General features: G+C 62.2%; 18 protein-coding genes. 5 read left to right on the plus strand and 13 right to left on the minus strand.

Translation table 11 applies throughout. The features are described from left to right. Window positions 1-164: 164 nt before the first annotated feature. From Q0W88_RS07190 to ccmA, 10 genes are read right to left on the minus strand one after another with little or no spacing between them, the layout of a single operon-like run. Window positions 165-1,295 carry a homoserine O-acetyltransferase gene (locus Q0W88_RS07190; RefSeq protein ID WP_297801629.1) on the minus strand — a complete coding sequence of 377 codons (1,131 nt, stop codon included), beginning with the start codon at window positions 1,293-1,295 and terminating at the stop codon, window positions 165-167. Beyond that, window positions 1,292-2,281, minus strand: a complete 990-nt coding sequence (locus Q0W88_RS07195) for a tetratricopeptide repeat protein (RefSeq protein ID WP_297801630.1) — start codon at window positions 2,279-2,281, stop codon at window positions 1,292-1,294. Before Q0W88_RS07195 ends, Q0W88_RS07190 begins: the two co-directional genes overlap by 4 nt. Next, complete coding sequence (locus Q0W88_RS07200; RefSeq protein ID WP_297801688.1) at window positions 2,282-2,710, minus strand: cytochrome c-type biogenesis protein; 429 nt, start codon at window positions 2,708-2,710, stop codon at window positions 2,282-2,284. 5 nt (window positions 2,711-2,715) lie between these two features. Further along, entirely contained in the window at window positions 2,716-3,243 is a 528-nt protein-coding gene (locus Q0W88_RS07205) for a DsbE family thiol:disulfide interchange protein (protein ID WP_297801632.1), read from the minus strand. Then, on the minus strand, window positions 3,240-5,159 hold the full coding sequence (locus Q0W88_RS07210) for a heme lyase CcmF/NrfE family subunit (RefSeq protein ID WP_297801634.1): 1,920 nt from the start codon (window positions 5,157-5,159) through the stop codon (window positions 3,240-3,242). The genes Q0W88_RS07205 and Q0W88_RS07210 overlap by 4 nt, the downstream gene beginning before the upstream one ends. Continuing rightward, the gene (gene ccmE / locus Q0W88_RS07215) at window positions 5,159-5,635 is read right to left on the minus strand and encodes a cytochrome c maturation protein CcmE (RefSeq protein ID WP_297801636.1); all 477 of its coding nucleotides are present in this window, start codon (window positions 5,633-5,635) and stop codon (window positions 5,159-5,161) included. The genes Q0W88_RS07210 and ccmE overlap by 1 nt, the downstream gene beginning before the upstream one ends. Continuing rightward, a complete protein-coding gene (ccmD, locus tag Q0W88_RS07220; RefSeq protein WP_297801638.1) occupies window positions 5,632-5,772 on the minus strand; it encodes a heme exporter protein CcmD in 141 nt (46 codons plus the stop codon). The genes ccmE and ccmD overlap by 4 nt, the downstream gene beginning before the upstream one ends. Then, window positions 5,769-6,518 carry a heme ABC transporter permease CcmC gene (gene ccmC, locus Q0W88_RS07225; RefSeq protein WP_297801640.1) on the minus strand — a complete coding sequence of 250 codons (750 nt, stop codon included), beginning with the start codon at window positions 6,516-6,518 and terminating at the stop codon, window positions 5,769-5,771. Before ccmC ends, ccmD begins: the two co-directional genes overlap by 4 nt. Window positions 6,519-6,525: 7 nt before the next feature. After that, on the minus strand, window positions 6,526-7,191 hold the full coding sequence (gene ccmB / locus Q0W88_RS07230) for a heme exporter protein CcmB (protein ID WP_297801642.1): 666 nt from the start codon (window positions 7,189-7,191) through the stop codon (window positions 6,526-6,528). Then, window positions 7,184-7,828, minus strand: coding sequence for a heme ABC exporter ATP-binding protein CcmA (gene ccmA / locus Q0W88_RS07235; protein ID WP_297801644.1), 645 nt, complete (start codon window positions 7,826-7,828; stop codon window positions 7,184-7,186). Before ccmA ends, ccmB begins: the two co-directional genes overlap by 8 nt. A 128-nt stretch (window positions 7,829-7,956) precedes the next feature. Here ccmA and Q0W88_RS07240 point away from each other — a divergent pair, with 128 nt between their 5' ends. The 3 genes from Q0W88_RS07240 to Q0W88_RS07250 are packed head-to-tail and all read left to right on the plus strand — an operon-like array spanning window position 7,957 to window position 11,071. Beyond that, window positions 7,957-9,105: a pyridoxal phosphate-dependent aminotransferase gene (locus Q0W88_RS07240; protein ID WP_297801672.1), complete on the plus strand. Its 1,149-nt coding sequence runs from the start codon at window positions 7,957-7,959 to the stop codon at window positions 9,103-9,105. Beyond that, complete coding sequence (locus Q0W88_RS07245) at window positions 9,102-9,908, plus strand: amidohydrolase (RefSeq protein ID WP_297801674.1); 807 nt, start codon at window positions 9,102-9,104, stop codon at window positions 9,906-9,908. Before Q0W88_RS07240 ends, Q0W88_RS07245 begins: the two co-directional genes overlap by 4 nt. 11 nt (window positions 9,909-9,919) lie before the next feature. Beyond that, a complete protein-coding gene (locus tag Q0W88_RS07250) occupies window positions 9,920-11,071 on the plus strand; it encodes a PQQ-dependent sugar dehydrogenase (RefSeq protein ID WP_297801676.1) in 1,152 nt (383 codons plus the stop codon). A 60-nt stretch (window positions 11,072-11,131) separates the two neighbouring features. Here the strand turns inward: Q0W88_RS07250 and Q0W88_RS07255 are convergent, their stop codons facing one another. Next, window positions 11,132-12,070 carry a DUF2950 domain-containing protein gene (locus tag Q0W88_RS07255; protein WP_297801678.1) on the minus strand — a complete coding sequence of 313 codons (939 nt, stop codon included), beginning with the start codon at window positions 12,068-12,070 and terminating at the stop codon, window positions 11,132-11,134. 12 nt (window positions 12,071-12,082) lie between these two features. After that, the gene (locus Q0W88_RS07260) at window positions 12,083-13,984 is read right to left on the minus strand and encodes a DUF3300 domain-containing protein (RefSeq protein ID WP_297801680.1); all 1,902 of its coding nucleotides are present in this window, start codon (window positions 13,982-13,984) and stop codon (window positions 12,083-12,085) included. Window positions 13,985-14,212: 228 nt separating this feature from the next. Between Q0W88_RS07260 and Q0W88_RS07265 the strand changes: the two genes are divergently transcribed. Next, window positions 14,213-16,258, plus strand: coding sequence for a TIR domain-containing protein (locus Q0W88_RS07265; RefSeq protein ID WP_297801682.1), 2,046 nt, complete (start codon window positions 14,213-14,215; stop codon window positions 16,256-16,258). 95 nt (window positions 16,259-16,353) lie between these two features. Further along, window positions 16,354-16,749 (plus strand): hypothetical protein, encoded by a 396-nt coding sequence (locus tag Q0W88_RS07270; protein WP_297801684.1) that lies wholly within the window; start codon window positions 16,354-16,356, stop codon window positions 16,747-16,749. Between the two features lie 32 nt (window positions 16,750-16,781). On the opposite strand, the gene Q0W88_RS07275 is transcribed toward Q0W88_RS07270, so the two are convergent. Beyond that, the coding region (locus Q0W88_RS07275) for a pseudouridine synthase (RefSeq protein ID WP_297801686.1) at window positions 16,782-18,301 on the minus strand (1,520 nt) is incomplete at its 5' end.

Below are 18,301 nucleotides of genomic sequence, written 5' to 3' on the forward strand. Positions count from 1 at the left end.
TTCCACAGGCTCATAGACGCATTCCGGAAGAAACACCGACTTGGAGGTAATCAAAGCGCTCAAGCCGTCCCGCAGGATGGCCATGGTGGCCTGGGTGTCCTTGGCCGCGCAGGCTTCGCGGATCAGGTCCAGAAGGCGGTCTTTACCGGTGAAGTGGAGATCGTTCATGGAGTGTCCTTGAGTTCGTCGAGGAAGTGTCGGATGGGCGGGGCAAATTTTTCGATATCGACCAGAAAGGCATCATGTCCCTGATGGGAATCGAGGGCCATGAACCGGGTTTTGGCGCCGCCGCGGGCCAGGCCGTCGGCGATCTGCTGTTGCTGGTGCAGCGGGAAAAGAATGTCGGTGGTCGCGCCGAGCACAAGCGCGCTGTGCAGCGGGATGGTGGCCAGCGCGCCGACCACATCATCGCCGTCGCGGGCGCAGGACTGGCAGACATCGAACCAGTCCATGGCACGGCTCAGGTAGAGATAGCAGTTCGGATCGAACTGATCGACGAAGCGGTCGGCGTGCGCCTCCAGATAGCTTTCCACTTCGAATTCCATGCCGAACCGTTCCGAAGCGACTTCGCTGTTTAGCCGGACGCGCCCGAAGCGGCCGTCCCATTCCATCGCCGAACGGTAGGTGACCACGCCGAGTTTGCGGGCGATGCGCATGCCGTTGCGCGGGTAGGCGGAGCGGTCATAGCGGCCCTGATTCCAGTTTGGATCCAGACGGATGGCTTCGCGCTGGAGTGAGCGGATGGCGATCGAGAAAGGCAGCGCCTGCGCGCTGCCGGAAACATTGATGTGGTTGCGCGCGTACAGCGGAAACTGCTGCAGGAAGGACAGCGCCACCATGCCGCCCATCGAGTTGCCGACCAGGCAGGCCAGCGAATCGATACCGAGGTGGTTCAATACCGCTTTCGCGCCGAGCGCGCAGTCTTCCACGGACAAATCCGGAAACTGAAGCCGGTAGGCTTCGCCGGTCGCGGGATCCACCGTGGCCGGGCCGCTCGAGCCCTTGCAACTGCCGAGCGTATTGACGCAGATGACATACCAGGTATCGGTATCGATGGCTTTTCCGGGCCCCACCATGGCTTCCCACCAGCCTTTCTCGGGGTTATCCGGCGAACTGGCGGCATGGGCGCTGGGCGACAGGCCGGTAAGAATCAACACGGCATTATCACGCGTTGGATTCAGGGTTCCCCAGGTTTCGAAGGCCATCCGTCCATTGTTCAGACTGCCACCGCGCTTGAATCCGAACGGCGAGGGCAGCGGGGCGAAACGCGTACCGGTGGAGATGAATTCGCTCATGGATTCCGGCGCAGAATCAAAGTAACCGGAGCCAGTTTATCCGATTGCAGCGTGACCGGCATGCTCTGCCAGTCACCGGTGCCGGCATCCGCGCTACCGCTTGTGGAAAGGCGTGCCTGCAGGGTGAATGCCGGCTGGCTGAACAGCGCGGCCGTCGGCATGATGGAATCGGCATCGGACAATTGCAGCTGGACCGGGAACGCCGTGAGCGGTATGCGCTTGGCGGCCAAGGGCGGTCCGACGCCGTCGGTGCGTTTGGCGAAGACGAACAGCACGCTGCCCGGCGGTGACTGGCCGGCCAGTGCCGGATCGAGCGTCACGGTGATGTTGACTGCACGCGTTGCCGGCATGGCTATGGCGGGAAGGCCGGCCTCGGCGCGGGCGCGGTTGATCTGCGGCAGCAGGGCCTGCGCCGTTGCCGTATCGACACGCGGAAGCAGGCTTTCCCAGGTGGCAGCGGCTTCGCCCGGTTTTCCGGCCTGCAGCAGGAGAATGCCGCTGAAGAAGCGCGCACGCTGGTTGTCCGGTTCGGCAGCCAATGCCTTGTCAAGCCATTCGCGAGCGCGCGGGTCCGCGGTATCCGGTTTGCCGGCACGGAAAATGGATTCCGCATAATCAACCATCAGTCCGGCGTTGTCCGGGGCCTGCTTCAGCGCTTCGGCGAAGTGGGTCTGTGCCGCCGGATATTGTCCGGTCTGGAGATAACTCCGCGCCAGCAGGACGCGCGCTTCGAGATTGTCCGGCTGTTCACTGACGACCGTGGCGAGTTCGGCCAACGCCTGCTCAACCGTCTGTTCGGCCGCCTGCGGGGCTTGGTAGTCGATGGCCTCAGGTCGGCCGAAATGCCAATACAGGCCGCCGGTCGCCAATGCAGCGGCCAGCAGCAGCATTCCGGCCAGACCGCGTTGCATCGGCCAGAGCGGTTTCAGGGCGAAAGCCAGCAGCACCAGTACAAGTAATACGCTGATAAGGATGAACAGGGGCATTTACCATTCCTCGCCGTTATCGGCGCTGCCGACGGGATCCGGCTGTTTCTGTTTGTTACGGATGACCGCAGCGACTGCAATGCCGCCGATCAGCAAAAGCGCGAACGGGCCGATCCACAACAGCCAGTTGCCGCCGCGCATCGGCGGTTCATAAAGCACGAAATCGGTGTAGCGCTCGACCAGATAGCGTTTGATGTCTTCGTCGCTGCGGCCCTCGCGCATCAAGCGCAGGACCTCCATGCGCAGATCATGCGCGATCGGCGCGTTGGAATCGGCGATGCTCTGGTTCTGGCACATCACGCAGCGCAGTTCCGCCGCCAGCGCCTTGAAGCGCTGTTCTTCGGCCGGGCTCTGGTAGTCGATCGGATCGAGTGCGGCGGCGGTGCCGCAGAGCAGCAGGCCGGCGAGCAAAAGGACAGCAGCACGCATCTTCATCACGGCGCCTCCTGCAGAATCGGCAGAATATGCGCCGACACGATTTCGGGAGTCAGCGGACCGATGTGTTTGAACCGCACTACACCGCTGGCATCGATGACGAAGGTTTCCGGGGCCCCGTAAATGCCCCAGTCCAGTGCCGCCGTGCCATCCTGATCCTGGACAACGAGGGCAAACGGATTGCCGTATCGGGCCAGCCAGCGTGCGGCGTCTTCCGGAGTGTCTTTATAGTTGTAGCCGACCACCACGGCGCCTGATCGCGCCAGTTCGGTAATGACCGGATGTTCGACGCGGCAGCTGACGCACCAGCTGCCCCAGACATTGAGTACGTGCGCCCGGCCTTTCAGTTCGGCGACACCGATGCGGGATTCCGGCAGCGCCAGCTCCGGCAGCTGCAGAGCAGGCGCCGTTTTGCCGATCAGGGGCGAGGGTATCGCCGAGGTGTCTTTTCCCGAATTCATGCGGACACCCACGAACAGCAGAAGCGCCAAGGCAATGAACGCCAGCAAGGGCAGAAGACGGCTCATGCCCCGCTGCCTTTGCGTTTGAAGCGCTTGTCGAATATTACGATGAGCGCACCGAGCGCCATCAGGATGGCGCCGAACCAGATCCAGCGCACGAACGGCTTCACGTGCAGGCGAAGTGCCCAGCCGCCGGCATCGTCGATCGGCTCGCCGAGGGCGACGTAGAGATCCCGGGTGAGGCTGCCGTGCATATCGGCTTCGGTCATGCTGCTGCCGCCGGAAGCGTACTGGCGTTTTTCGGGGTGCAGGATGCCGAGTTTGCGCTCGCCGGTACCGACCTGGATGGCTCCCCGCTGTGCCATGAAGTTGGGTCCGGCAATTTCAGAAACACCGATAAAGGTGAAGCGGTAATCGCCGACTTCGAAACTTTGTCCGGGCTTTGCCGCCACGTCTTTTTCCACGCTCAAGCCTTCGGTCATCAGCGCGCCGAAGCAGAATACGGCGACACCGGCATGCGCGGTGACCATGCCGATCATCTCTGCGGTAAGACGGCCCTGCGCCTGCCGCAGGCGTTGCCAGACGAAGCGTGCGGTACCCAAGGCAATCCAGATGCCGGCGAACCAGGCCATGGCCGATTTCAGCGGATGCTGCGGTGCCCGGAAATAGGCGATGACAGCGATAAGCGCAGCAAGCACCAGCCAGGGCGCCAACCAGCGTGCGACATTCGTGAGGTTCTCCCGTTGCCAGCGGCTCAGGGGGCCGAATGGTATCAGCAGCACAATCGGTGCCATCAGAATCAGGAACAGTTTGCCGAAATACGGCGGACCGACCGACACCTTGCCCAGCCCGAGCGCTTCGGCCAGCAAAGGATAAAGCGTGCCGAGCAGCACCATGGCTGCCGCTGCGGTGAGCAGCAGATTGTTGAGCAGCAGCAGACTTTCACGCGATTGCCAATGGAAAGCCCTTCCGGTCTCCCTCGGTGCCCTGAGCGCGAACAGGACCAGCGAACCGCCGACGACGCAGCACAGAAACGCCAGGATGAACATGCCGCGTTCGGGGTCGGACGCGAAGGCATGCACGGAGGTCAGCACGCCGGAACGGACCAGGAACGTACCGAGCAGGGACAGCGAGAAGGCGGCAATGGCCAACAGCAGCGTCCAGCTGGAGAAGCTGCCGCGTTTTTCCGTGGTGGCCTGGGAATGCAGCAAAGCGGCACCCACCAGCCAGGGCATGAAGCTGGCGTTTTCAACCGGATCCCAGAACCACCATCCGCCCCAGCCGAGTTCGTAATAGGCCCAGAAGCTGCCCAGCGCGATGCCCAGCGTGAGGAAGGCCCAGGCGATGTTGGTCCATGGCCGCGCCCAGCGGATCCAGCGGGTGTCGATTTGGCCGTCGATCAGGGCGGCGATGGCAAAAGCGAAGGCCACCGAGAAACCGACATAGCCGATGTAAAGCAGAGGCGGATGGAAAATCAGCCCCGGATCTTGCAACAGCGGATTGAGGTCATGGCCTTCGCCCGGCGCGGGAAGCAAGCGCTCGAACGGATTGGAGGTGATCACGGTAAAGGCCAGAAAGCCGAAGGCCACCAGACCCATCACGGCCAATACCCGCGCCCGCACGGCATCCGGCAGGTTTTTCGAGAACACCGCCACGGCGGCAGTCCACACGCAGAGCGTCAGCACCCAGAGCAGCAGCGAGCCTTCATGCGCGCCCCAGACCGCTGAAAACTGATACATCGCCGGCAGCAGGCTGTTTGAATTCTTGGCCACATAGGCGACGGAGAAATCATGCTGGACGAACGCCACGGTTAGCAGGACATAACTGACGCTAACCGCAGCCAGCAATGCGAATGCCAACGGCCGTGCGGCCAGTTGCAGGGCGGCATTGCCGCGCTGCGCACCCCACAGGGGCAGAACACCGAGCAGCAGGGACAGTACAAAAGCAATCAGCAGGGCCACTTGCCCGAGTTCGGGAAGCATCAGGGCGCTCCGCAGTCCAGCGCATGCATGGCCGGCCCTTGGCTCATTTTGGCCCGCATCTCGGGGGTCATGCTTTTCGCCACTTCGGCCGGCATGTAGGTTTCGTCGTGCTTGGCCAGGACTTCGCTGGCGCTGAATTCGCCGCTGTCCATCGTGCCGGTGGCGATCACGCTGGTGCCTTCCTTGAACATGTCCGGCAGGATGCCGTTGAAGTGTACGGGCACATAGCGCTTGCCATCGGTAACATTGAAGCGCACATCCAGCGTGCCTTCAGTGCGTTGCACGCTGCCGTTGCAGACCACGCCGCCCAGCCGGAAGCGTGACGACTCCGGCGCTTTGCCGGTGCGGACTTCCGTCGGGGTATGCAGGTAATTGATGTTTTCCTGCAACGCCAGGGTGATGAACACGGCGGCTGCGGCGGCGGCTACAAGCACCAGACCGACCAGGATGAGACGGCGTTTGCGGACGGGATTCATGCGGACCTGCTTTTGCGTTGTTGAAGGCGGATGGCGCGGACGGCGTTGCCGAGCGACCACTGCGGTGCCAGGAAATCCCAGAGCAGCAGCAGGGTGAAACTGCCGTAGGCCAGGGCGATGTATATCCAGTGACTCATGCCGATTCTCCGTAACGGTCGAGGACCCATTGCTTTCGGCTTTCCTGCTGCAGGTTGAGCACACGTGTGCGCACCAGGACCGAGCCGATGTACCAGAATTTGGTGGCCACGACCAGGATAAGCAGGGGCCAGATCATGCTGCCGTCCATTTTCGAAGGGCCGATCAGGCGGATGGTTTCGCCCTGATGCAGGGTGTTCCACCAGGTCACCGCAAAATGCACGATCGGCACATTGACCACGCCGACGATGGCCAGAAACGCGGCTGCACGGCCGGCAGCACGGCGGTCATCGATGGCGTTGTAGAGCCCGATCACGCCGAGATAGAGAAACAGCAACACCAACTCCGAGGTCAGGCGCGGGTCCCAGGTCCACCACGTGCCCCAGGTCGGCTTGCCCCAGACCGCACCACTGATCAGGGTGATGGCGGTGAATACCGCGCCGATCGGTGCCGATGCCATGGCGATCAGTTCGCAGATCTTGATGCGCCAGATCAGGGCGATGGCGCTCTGCACCGCCATGATCACGAAAATCATCAGGCTCATCCAGGCCGCAGGCACATGGATATAGAGAATGCGGAAACTGTCGCCTTGTTTGTAGTCGGCCGGCACCGCCAGCAGGGCGCCGTAAACACCGACGGCCATGAGAACGGCCGCCAACATGAAGCTCGGTCTGCTCCAGCGCTGCGCGAAGGCATCGAAGCGGGCGGGCGAGCCGGTCTGGTTGAACCATAAAAGGAGTTTATTCATCGTTCCGTCAACTCAGGGCCAAACGCAATGCGCTGGCGGCGGCCCATGGCGCCAGCACTAGAAGAAGCACCAATCCGGCGCACATCAGATAGATCGCCCCGAGCCAAGGCAGTCCCTGTCCGGCCGACCACACGCTGCCCGCGCCGAACACCAGCACCGGGACATACATCGGCAGCGCCATCAGGGCCAGCAGGAGGCCGGAGCGCCGGATGCCCAGGGTCAAGGCCGCCACGATCGCACCGATAAGGCTCATCAGCAGGGAGCCGAGCAGCAGGCTCAGCATCAGCACCGGCAACAGATTCATGGGCAGAAACAGCAGTTGTGCCAGCAGCGGGGTCAGCACCAGCAGGGGCAGAGCGGTGGTCAACCAATGCACGGCGACCTTGCTGGCAATCACCATCGGCAGCGGTACCGGCGCCAGCAGCAGCTGTTCCAGACTGCCGTCTTCGAAATCACTGCGGTACAGGTTGTCGAGCACGAGCATGCCGGCCAACAGATGGGCGACCCAGATCACCGCGCCGGCACTCTGCGCCAGCCGCGTCGGTTCGGAACCCATAGCCAGCGGAAACATCACGCAGACCATCAAGGCGAACAGCATGGGTTGCGCGGCATCGCTGCGCTTCTGCCACATCAGGGCAAGATCGCGGGCGAGCAGGGCGCGCAGTTCACGCATGGGCCGTGCTCCGGGAGATTTCCAGCACGCGGACCGGTACCGCCGGTGCGGCATAGGCACCGTGGGTGCTGATCAAGGCGCCGCCGCCGGCAGCGATATGACCTTGCACCAGCCGATTGACCCAATCGATGCCGGCCAGATCGAGGTTGGCATAGGGCTCATCCATCAGCCACAGGGTACTCGGCCGGGCCTGAAGACGGGCCAGACTCAGGCGTTTGTTCTGGCCGGCGGAAAGCTTACCGGCCGGGGTGTCTTCAAAGCCGGCCAAACCGCATTCGCCGATCAGGGTTTCCAGCCGGCTTTCGCGGACGGAACCGTGCAGGCTGGCGGTGAAGCGTAGGTTCTGAAGCACCGTCAACTCCGCTTTGTGGCCATGCCGGTGACCCAGATAGGCCGCCAGATGCACGAAGCCATCCCGGCTAAAGGGCTGTCCGTTCAATCGGATGGAGCCGGATTCCGGGGGCAAGAGGCCCGCGAGCACCCGAAGCAGAGTGGTTTTTCCGGAACCGTTATCGCCTTTCACCATCAGTGCTTCGCCGGCCTGTACTTGGAAATTCAAGGGTCCGAAGATGCGTTCGGCATTGCGCGAAAAGCACAGGGCATCGGCGTGAATCAAGGCGGCGATGGCGGCGGACATGCGGGCAGGGGGCTTCCGAAAAACGTCCCGCTCATTTTAGCGTTTTTACAAGGACTTAAACGCTAATTTCCCGTGAATTTCGCAATCCTGTTGCATAATATTGATTCAAGTCACACCGGAACCCTGCCATGCCCCTGCAAACCAAGCTGCCGAAGGTCGGCACCACCATCTTCACGGTCATGTCGCAGATGGCCATGCAGCATCAGGCGGTCAATCTGGGGCAGGGCTTTCCGGATTTTCCAGTGCCGGATTTCCTGGTCGATGCCCTGAGCCGTGCCATGCGTGAGGGCAAAAATCAGTACGCACCGATGACCGGCATTCCGGCCCTGCGCGAGGCCATCGCGGCCAAAACGGCCACGTGTTATGGCCATGCCGCCTGTCCGGAATCGGAAATCACCGTCACCAGCGGCGCCTCGGAAGCGATCTTCAACGCCGTGCTGGCCGTGGTCCGTCCGGGGGATGAAGTCATCGTGCTCGACCCCTGCTACGACTGCTATGAACCGGCCATCGATCTGGCGGGCGGCGTCTGCGTGCACGTGCCCTTGCATCCGGTCGATTTTTCCGTGGACTGGGAGCGGCTTCACGCTGCAGTGACCGCCAAGACCCGGATGATCTTCATCAATACTCCGCACAATCCGTCCGGCGCCCTGTGGTCGGCCGGGGATATGCAGAAACTCATTGAACTGACCCGTGATACCGACATCCTGGTGCTGTCCGATGAAGTGTATGAGCACATCGTGTTCGGCGGCGTCCGGCATGAAAGCGCGCTGCGCTATCCGGAGCTGGCCGAACGCAGCTTCGTGATTTCCAGCTTCGGCAAGACCTATCACTGCACTGGCTGGAAAATCGGCTACTGCATCGCGCCCAAAGCCCTGTCGGCGGAATTCCGCAAGGTGCACCAGTACAACACTTTCTGCAGCTTCGCGCCGGCGCAGTGGGCGTTTGCCGAAATGATCGTGCAGCAGCCCGGACATTACGCCGAACTCGGGGATTTCTACCAGGCCAAGCGCGATTATCTGGCGGCCAAGCTGGCGCGCACGCGCTTCAAGGCGCTGCCGGTGCCCGGTGGCTATTTCCAGCTCGTCGATTATTCCGCCATTTCCGATCTGCCCGATGCCGAATTCGCGCGCTGGCTGTGTACGGAAAAAGGCGTGGCCGCCATTCCGCTGTCGCCGTTCTATGAAACGCCGCCGGCGAACCAGCGCCTGATACGGCTGTGCTTTGCCAAAAACGCGGAAACCCTCGATGCGGCCATTGCCCGTTTGGAGCAGGTATGAGTCCGCCGGATCTGAACATCCGCACCGTGCAGGCCGACACGGTCTGGCATGACCCGCAGGCCAACCGCGATTATTACTCGGCACTACTGGCCGGCATGGCGCCGGACGCCGACATCATCGTATTGCCGGAAACCTTCACCTCCGGATTTTCCAACGACGCGCTGGCGCAGGCGGAAGGCATGGACGGCCCGACCGTGGCCTGGCTGCGCGAACAGGCCATGGCAATGCATGCCGTGATCACCGGCAGCGTGCAGATCCGCGAAGGCGGAGCGGTGTTCAACCGCATGCTCTGGGCCGCGCCCGATGGCAGCGTCCGCCATTACGACAAACGCCATCTTTTCCGCATGGCCGGCGAACACGAGCGCTATGCCGCCGGTAGCGAAAAAATCATTCTGGACTACAAGGGCTGGCGCATCTGCCCTCTGGTCTGCTACGACCTGCGTTTCCCCGTATTTTCCCGCAACCGCTTCGGCCAGGCCCGGACGGATGGCTACGACTATGACCTGTTGATTTACGTGGCCAACTGGCCGAGTCCGCGCCATTTCGCCTGGCAGACCCTGCTCAAGGCGCGTGCCATCGAAAACCAGAGTTATGTGATCGGCGTCAACCGTACCGGCGGCGATGGCAACGGCTTGCACTACCTTGGCGGCAGCACGGTGCTCGATTTTCTCGGACAGACCATCGTCGAATCCGGCGACACGCCCCAGATACAGAGTGCCCGCATTTCCCATGCTGAATTGACGGCGTTCCGCGAACGCTTTCCCGTGCATCTGGATGCGGATGCCTTCACCCTCCACGATTGAGGCGATCGCGCATGGCATTCAGCACATTCCGTTTGTTCGGCTGGGGTCTGGCGGTGCTGACGTTGCCGGGCGCGGCGTCTGCACAGAAAACGCAGTTGGTGAAATCCGGCGATTACCTGCTGCAGGTGACCGAACTCAATGCCGGACTGAAATCCCCCTGGGGCATGGTGTTTTTGCCGGATGGCCGCCTGCTGGTGAGCCAGAAATCCGGCAGCATAGCGGTCATGTCGCGCGATGGACGTCGTATTGAACAAACGATCAGCGGACTGCCGCGGGTGGCATCGCAGGGACAGGGCGGCTTGCTGGATGTGGCACTCGATCCGGATTTCGCAAAAACGCCGTGGCTGTATTGGTCCTATGCCGAACCGGGCGAAGGCGGATTGGCCGGTACGGCGGTCGCACGGGCGAAGTTCATTGCGGGCCGTCTGCAATCCACTGAAATCATTTACCGCCAGATTCCCAAGGTGGAGGGTGCCGGACATTTCGGATCGCGGCTGGTGTTCGGCCGCGACAAGAATCTGTTCATCACTTTGGGCGAGCGTCAGAAATTCACGCCGGCACAGGACATCACGCAGAGTCTGGGCAAAGTGGTACGTATCCAGCGCGATGGCCGTATTCCGAAAGACAATCCGAAGTGGCAGGCCACCGGCGCCCGTCCGGAAATCTACAGCCTTGGTCATCGTAATCCGCAGGGGGCAGCCCTGCATCCGGACACCGGCATGTTGTGGTTGAGCGAGCACGGTCCGCAGGGCGGTGATGAAATCAACCGCGTGCGTGCCGGCGGCAATTACGGCTGGCCCAATGCCAGCTACGGCTGCAATTACGGCGATCCGGTCGGCGAGGAATGCCGTTTGGGCGGCGGCAGACATGCGCCGCGTTACATCGAGCCGAACAGCACCTGGGTGCCGCGCTCGATCGCGCCGTCCGGCATGCTGTTCTACACCGGCATGGAATTCCCCAAATGGCGGAATCAGGTGCTGATGGGTTCGTTGGCCGGTACCGCGTTGTGGCGGATCGCGTTTGACGGTGACAAGGAAGTCCGTCGCGAACGCCTGCTCGGTGATCTGGGCGAGCGTATCCGCGATGTCGAACAGGGGCCGGATGGCGCGATGTTTCTGATTACCGACTCGGGGAAACTGCTGCGCCTGGAATCCATGCCCTGAGTTTCCCACCCTGAAAAAAACCCGCCGTAGCGGGTTTTTTAGGTCAGACTCCAGCCCGTCTTATTCTGCCGGTACCGCTTTCCAGCCTTCGTCCGGATTGAAGCTGTCGATGGCTGCGGCGGCATCGTCGGTTTTTTCTCCGAGATCTTTTTCGAACACGGTGCCGTCCTGATTGACCAGGAAGCTCTTGACGCCGCTGTTGCCGTAATCGGCCGGCCAGGCAATCATCGCAAAGCCGCCGGTCAGACGGCCATCGACGAAATAATCCTTGGCGCCGCCCGCGGCTTTGTCGCCCTGACGGTACAGCAGACGGTAGCGGTAGCCATGATAGGCCGATGCCGCATCGGTGCGGTAGCCTTCCGCAGCGGCTTCGGCCACGAATGCGCCGATCGGACTGGGGGCTTCGTCCTCCGTGGTCGGCCAGTACAGACCGTTCTGGCGGCCTTCATCGCTCAGGATTTTCATGGCATAGACGCCGGGTTCGCCGCCATCGCGGCCAACCGAGGCATACTCTTTCTGGGCGTCCACATAGCCGCGGCTGACGGCGATCGCGCCGAGTTCGTTTTCACCGATGCGGCGGTAAATCAGCTCCTCGGCGCCGGCAAGGGTATCGAGAAACCATTTGTCGCCTTGTTTGGCCAGCGGAATCGGAAACGGCCAATCGCCTTCGCCGATGACCAGCGTTTTCCGCTCGCCATCCGGCTGCAGGGCATGCTTGGCCTTGTAGGCGGCCAAGAAGTCATCCCGATCGCTGGCATCGGCGACGGGATCGCCGGAAGACAGAACTTCAGCCGCATCCGATCCGAGAATGCGGTCCAGTTCGGCTTTGTCCTGTTTTTCAAGCGCCGATACCAGAGCTTCGACCGCTGCTTCCGGTGTGGCGAACAGGCGGCTTTCGGCTACCGGAGGGGTATCGTCTTTTTTCGCGCACCCGGCCAGGGCAAGGCCGAGCAGGGCAATGGCAGCGAAGCTGTGCAGAATCCGAGATTTCATAAACATGGGGTGTGCTCCTTAACGCTGCTTTTTGTTGGCGGGTTGTTTGCTACGGGCGCCATCGGGCATGCTTTGCTTGCCGCGTTGGCTGGCAGCACGGGCATCATTGCCACCGCGTGAACTGCCGGAAACAGCCGAGGAACGCTGCTGATTCTGCTGGCGGTTTTGCTGCTGGCGATCCTGCTGTTGCCGGTTCTGGGCCTGGCGGTCCTGCTGCTGACGATCCTGCTGTTGCCGGTTCTGGGCCTGGCGGTCCTGCTGCTGACGATCCTGCTGCTGCCGGTTCTGGGCTTGGCGGTCCTGCTGCTGACGATCCTGTTGCTGGCGATCCTGTTGTGGACGGTTCTGGGCCTGCGCCCGATCACGGTTGGCATCGCCATAGCCACGATCCGCGCCGCCTTTGTTGCTCGGCTGCGGACGTTGGGCATTGCCTTTATCCGGTGCCGGGCGGGCCGATTTATTGCTTGCGACGTCACGATTCGGCATGTCGGCTTTGTTTTTGCTGCCGGCGTAGGAACCCTGCACTTTCGGCAAATCGCGGCTTGCCGCCGCGCCAGCGGCTTTACCGGCGGCCATCTTGTCGTTGTTCGGCTTGGCGCCTTTGTAGCTGCCCTGTACCTTGCCGTCTTTCGCAGCGCCGGGCTTGCCGGTGATGCTGTTGCGGGTACTGGCGGTGCGGTCGGCCGGGCGTGCGGCTTTGTAGGACTCCCGGTCGTTGAACTCGGGGCCTTTGGTCGGTGCCGGACGTTTCGGACCTTTCGCGGCCTGACGGTTCAGATCGTTCAGATCATTGCGGGTGGGATTGGCCTGGGAAATCGGGCTGCGGGGCTCCTTGCGGCGGTTGTTGTAAGCATTGTTGTTGTCATAACGGTTCCAATAGTCATTGTTGTTGCCGTTGATGTTGATGTTGACGTTATTGTTGTTGAAACTGTCGTTGTTGTAACCGGGGCGGTTGTTGTAGCCCGGACGGTTGTAACCGTAACTGGGGTAGAAGCCGTTGCCGTAATTCGGACGGTAGGGATAGGGCGGGTAATACACCGGCGGGCGGCCCCAATAGCTGCCGCCATGGCAGTTGTAGCTGTAGGAATAGCGGTTGCAGTAATCATCGTCGTCATCGAAGATTTCGTTGATCAGCATGCCGGCACCGAAGGCGACGATGGCGGTGGTGACCATGGCGCCATCGCTATGGCCTTCTTTGACCACGGTGGTGGATTGGGTTTGCGCCGGAGCCGGCGGCGGGGCATAGGCCGCGACCGGATCGTACTGCGGCACATAGATCACTTCCGGGCTCGGCGGCGAGACCGTGACGTATTGGACTTTGTCGACGGTTTGCGTGGATACAGTCATTTTCGGCGAGGATTTCAGGGTGCCGACATCGCTGGCCTGGCGGCGCAGGCGCTGCACGGCCTCCATTACGCCGGCCTGGTCATTCACGTAAGCCTGGCCGAGCTCGGTGGTCCACGCCATTTCCTGGCAGAGCATGTCCACGGTTTCCGGGAACTGCACCAGGGCCAGCACCGGCGGGGTGAAGCCTTTGGCTTCCGCGGCCTGATCCAAGGCCTTGCCTTTCAGGGTCGGATTGTCGAACAGCCAGTTACCGGCATCCAGTACTTCCTGCGGGTTGGTCGAGGCGACCAACACCTGTTCCAGCACGGTATCGGGGTACAGGGCAATCGGCGCCAACAGTTCTTCCATCGCCTCCGGCGACCAGGTGGTGTCGTCGGCTTCCAGAGTGCTGCTGCGTTCCTCGGCGGCCTGCGCCATCTGCTCGGCGCTTGGCGGTGGCGGCGGGGGTGCTGCTGCCGCGGGAGCGGGCGTTGTGGCTGCCGGTGCGGCCGGTGCTTCTTCTTTCTTGCAGGCGCCCAGCGTCAGCAGGGCGATGCTGATGGAAGCCACCAGCGCGTGTTGTGCCTTTTTCATGATTGCCTCGGTATGGTCGGTAATTGGCGCAAAATCCCCTCATTGCATCCCGATGATAGGCGTGACCGGGGCTTGTGGCTATACTTTCGCGGACAAAGACTTAGCTTAACGAGAGGGCCCCGTAATTATTCTTGTGGTGCGGGCGGGGCCGATATGCTATTTCTAGCGCATGCTCGGCACAGGGGCCCGGTCACGGGAGCGCGGGCATATCGGGTTTGAGGGGAACACATGCGGTATCGGGCTTTTCTGAGTTACAGCCACGCCGATGAAAAATGGGCGCGCTGGCTGATGCGCCGCCTGGAGGCGTACCGGGTGCCGCGCAATCTGGTCGGCGCCCCGGGGCGCGACGGCCCGATTCCGGCCAAGCTCGGCCAGATGTTCCGCGACCGCGACGAACTGCCCAGCGCCGGCGATCTGAGCAGCACCATCAGCGCGGCGCTGGCCGATTCCTCGGCCTTGGTGGTGATCTGCTCGCCATCCTCGGCGCGTTCGCGCTGGGTCAATGCCGAAATCGACGCCTTCCGGGCCAGCGGCCGGGGCGAGCGCATCTTCAGTTTCATCATCGACGGCGACCCGGCCAGCCGGGAACCGGGGGTGGCGAGCTTCCCGCAGGCCCTGATCGAACCGGAAACGCCCGGCGGCCCCGAACGCGAACCCTTGGCCGCTGATGCCCGCAAAGCCGGCGACGGCCGCGACCGCGCCTTCCTCAAGCTGGTGGCCGGACTGCTCGGCGTCGGCTTCGATGATCTGGCCCAGCGCGAGGCCCAGCAGCGGCACCGGCGCATGGCGTTCATCACCATGGCGTCGCTGGCCGGCATGGCGATTGCCCTGAGCTTGGCGGTCACTGCCTATATCGCCCGCAACGATGCCGAGCGCCGGCAGGCCCAGGCCGAAGACATCCTCGGCTTCATGCTTGGCGATCTGCGCAAGAACCTGACCAAAGTCGGCCGGCTGGATCTGATGCGCTCGGTGGACGACAAGGCCACCGGTTATTTCGCCACGCTCAATCCGCGCGATCTGAGCGACCGCGCGCTGGAAGAGCAGGCGCGCTCGCTGACCGGCATCGGCGAGGTGCGCGTCAACGAGGGCAACCACAAGGAGGCGATGACCGCCTTCCGCGAGGCGCATGCACGCAGCACCGCGTTGTACGAGCGCGAGCCCGGCAACGGCCAACGCCTGTTCGATCTGGCGCAGGCCGAGTACTGGATCGGCTTCGTGGCCTGGCAGCAGGGCAATTTCGAGGAAACCGCGTTGTGGTTCGGCAAATACCGCGACAGCGGTATCAAACTGGCGGCGATGGACCGCAGCAATTTCGCCTGGCAGAAAGAAGCGGCGTACGGCTATCACAACATGGCCGTGCTCGATGAAAGCCGGGGACGTTACGAGCCGGCCGAGAAAGCGATGTTGGCCGAGCGTGAACTGTATGTTGGCTGGTTGAAACAGCATCCGAAGGATGTTGATCTTCGATTTGAGGCTGCAAATATTGATTCCTGGTTAGGAAGTCTTTCACTAAGACATGGTCGTTTGGAGCAGGCCGAACAATATTTCAAGGCTTATGCAGATGCCAATGCCATGAATATGCGTGAGGACACGGGTAACGCTAAATGGAAGCAAAATTATTCCGAATCCCTGCTTTTTCTCTATGCGGTGCAAATCCAGCGTGGCCGTTTGGATCAGGCGAAAACTTCCGTATCCCAGGCGATGAGTATTGCTGAGTCATTATCCAGGCAGGATCCGTCAAACAGCGATTGGATGATGAATCTGGGCGAGTGCCGCTTCAAACATGCTGTTTTTTCCCGTAACGATGCCGACAGAGAATTGCGGGAGGCCAGGGCCATCATCGAAAAGGCGTTCAGCCTGAATCCGAAGAATGAGCGGACCGCCGACATGCTGGCCAAGGTGTTCCTGGCACAAGGCCAGTTGGCGCTGATTTCAGGGGATGCCTCCGGCGCTGCCGCGCGTGCCCGGGAGGCAAGCGCCGTCATCGATCCGAAATGGAAGCTGCAGCCCAATGAAGATCTGCGTCTACGCAAAGCGCAGATTCATATCCTGCAGGGCAATGTCGCCAAGCTGCAAGGAAACAAACAACAGGCCCAAGCCGAGTGGCAGACGACAGTGAAATTATTGGCCGAGAATCCGGGCGGCGAATTGCCGTTCACGCGGCTGGAAGATCTGGTTCTGGCATTGGAATTGCTGGGCCAAAACGAGCAGGCGGCACCTTACAAGGAACGTCTCAAACAGGCGGGTTTCGTGCCCTTCCGGGCCTTTTCCTGAATGTTGCGGACGTTATTCGAAGGAGCAGCATTGCATGCGGGTGGGACCCGCATAAGCGTCACTTTTTTACCACTAACCATCTAGGGGATTTCACCATGCCAAGTACACCGCAGATTTCGTTGGACGTCCGCAATTTTCCCACCAATGCGCCGGGTTGGACCAACGTGCAGGGCAGCAACAACCAGACCTACAGCTATTCCTACACCGGCGGCGACGACGGTGCCGGCGGACTGGTGATGACGGTCGGGCAGGGCCGGGATACGGCGCCGATCCGCATCGTCGCCGACGGGCGCTATGACATCACCAACTGCACCTTCACTGGCGACGGCGCCAGCCAGCTGACCTGGAACGGCAACTCAACAAGAGCCGGTTCGATTGTGGATGCCAATACGCAGGTTGAGAATGCCAAATACAGCATCATCGTGACCGACACAGTGGCCAACTGCACCATTGTCTGTGACCCGCCAGTCAAGAATCAGCCGCCGGCGTAATATGAAAAAGCCCGCTTACGCGGGCTTTTTTTTTAATCATCCGAAGGAAAGCCGTCTTCCGGCTTGCGTTTCTTGAACGGCGGTTTCGGACCGGCACGGTTGCCCTCAGGGCGCGGGCCACGCGGCGTAAACGGACGGTCACCCTGCGGGCGCGGACCGCGGGCAGTGAACGGACGATCCCCCTGAGGACGGTCGCCATACGGTTTCGGACCGCGCGGTGCGTACGGACGGTCGCCTTGCGGACGATCACCCTGCGGGCGCGGACCGCGGGCATTGAACGGACGATCACCCTGCGGGCGGTCACCATAGGGCTTCGGGCCACGCGGTGCATACGGACGGTCGCCTTGCGGGCGATCACCTTGAGGGCGATCACCTTGCGGGCGCGGACCGCGGTTATTGAACGGCTTGGCGGCACGGTCGCCGTAAGGTTTCGGACCGCGTTCGCCGAAGGGCTTCGGGGCACGCGGCGTGCGCGGCGGCGCCACGCGTGAGCCGGTATCGACGCCCTCGGGCACGTACCAGGACTTGAACTCGCCGGCCGGCTGGGCGCCTTGCCCGCTGCGCGGACCCTTGTTGAAACGCGGTTTCTCGGCGCGGTTGCCGAAGTTGTCATCGCGTTCCGGACGCGGACCTTTGTTGAACGGTTTTCCGGCATGCGGCGCGCGGTTGCCGGCGTTGTCGCCGCCGAATTTTCCGCCTTTGTTGAACGGCTTTTTGGCGCCGGCGCCGGGGCGGCCACGGCCGCCGCGCGGGCGCTCTTCGCGCACATGGTCGAAGCGGCGCAGTTCACGGGCTTCTTCGTTGACATGGCCGTTGACGTAGGCGTTCTGGTTGCGGTCGCTGCCGACGCGGATTTCGGTCGGGCGCGACTTGCGCTGGCCGATCACCGGTTGCAGGGTCAGCACCGGGGCGTTGTTGTCGAGGCCGAAATGGGCGCGCAGGGATTCCACCTTGGCCTGTTCCAGTTCCACGCACTGGCCGCGTTTGAGCAGGCGCGGCAGGGTGATTTCGCCGTAGCGCACGCGCTTCAGGCGGCTGACCTGATAACCCTGCGATTCCCACAGGCGGCGGACTTCGCGGTTGCGGCCTTCGGTGATGACCACTTGGAACCAGGCGTGTGAATCGCTGGAGCCGATGCGTTCGATTTTTTCGAATTTGGCCGGACCGTCATCCAGCGCCACACCGCGGGCCAAACGATCGACCACGTTGTCGGGCACTTCGCCGTGGATGCGGCAGACGTATTCGCGTTCGATGTTGCCGGACGGATGCATCAGGGCATTGGCCAGCTCCCCGTCGGTGGTCAGCAGCAGCAGGCCGGTGGTGTTGATGTCGAGGCGGCCGACCGCAATCCAGCGCGCGCCTTTCAGGCGGGGCAGGGCATCGAAAATGGTCGGGCGGCCTTCGGGATCTTCGCGGGTGGTCACTTCGCCTTCGGGCTTGTTGTAGATCAGCACCGAGCTCGGTTCGCTCAGCGCCGAGGCGACGAATACCTTGCCGTCGATTTCAATGCGGTCGCCGCTGGCGACCGATTGGCCGGTCTGCGCGGTTTCGC

Origin of the sequence: Arenimonas sp. GDDSR-1 (assembly GCF_025980345.1) — a bacterium.
In the GTDB taxonomy this organism is placed as follows: Bacteria; Pseudomonadota; Gammaproteobacteria; order Xanthomonadales; family Xanthomonadaceae; genus Arenimonas.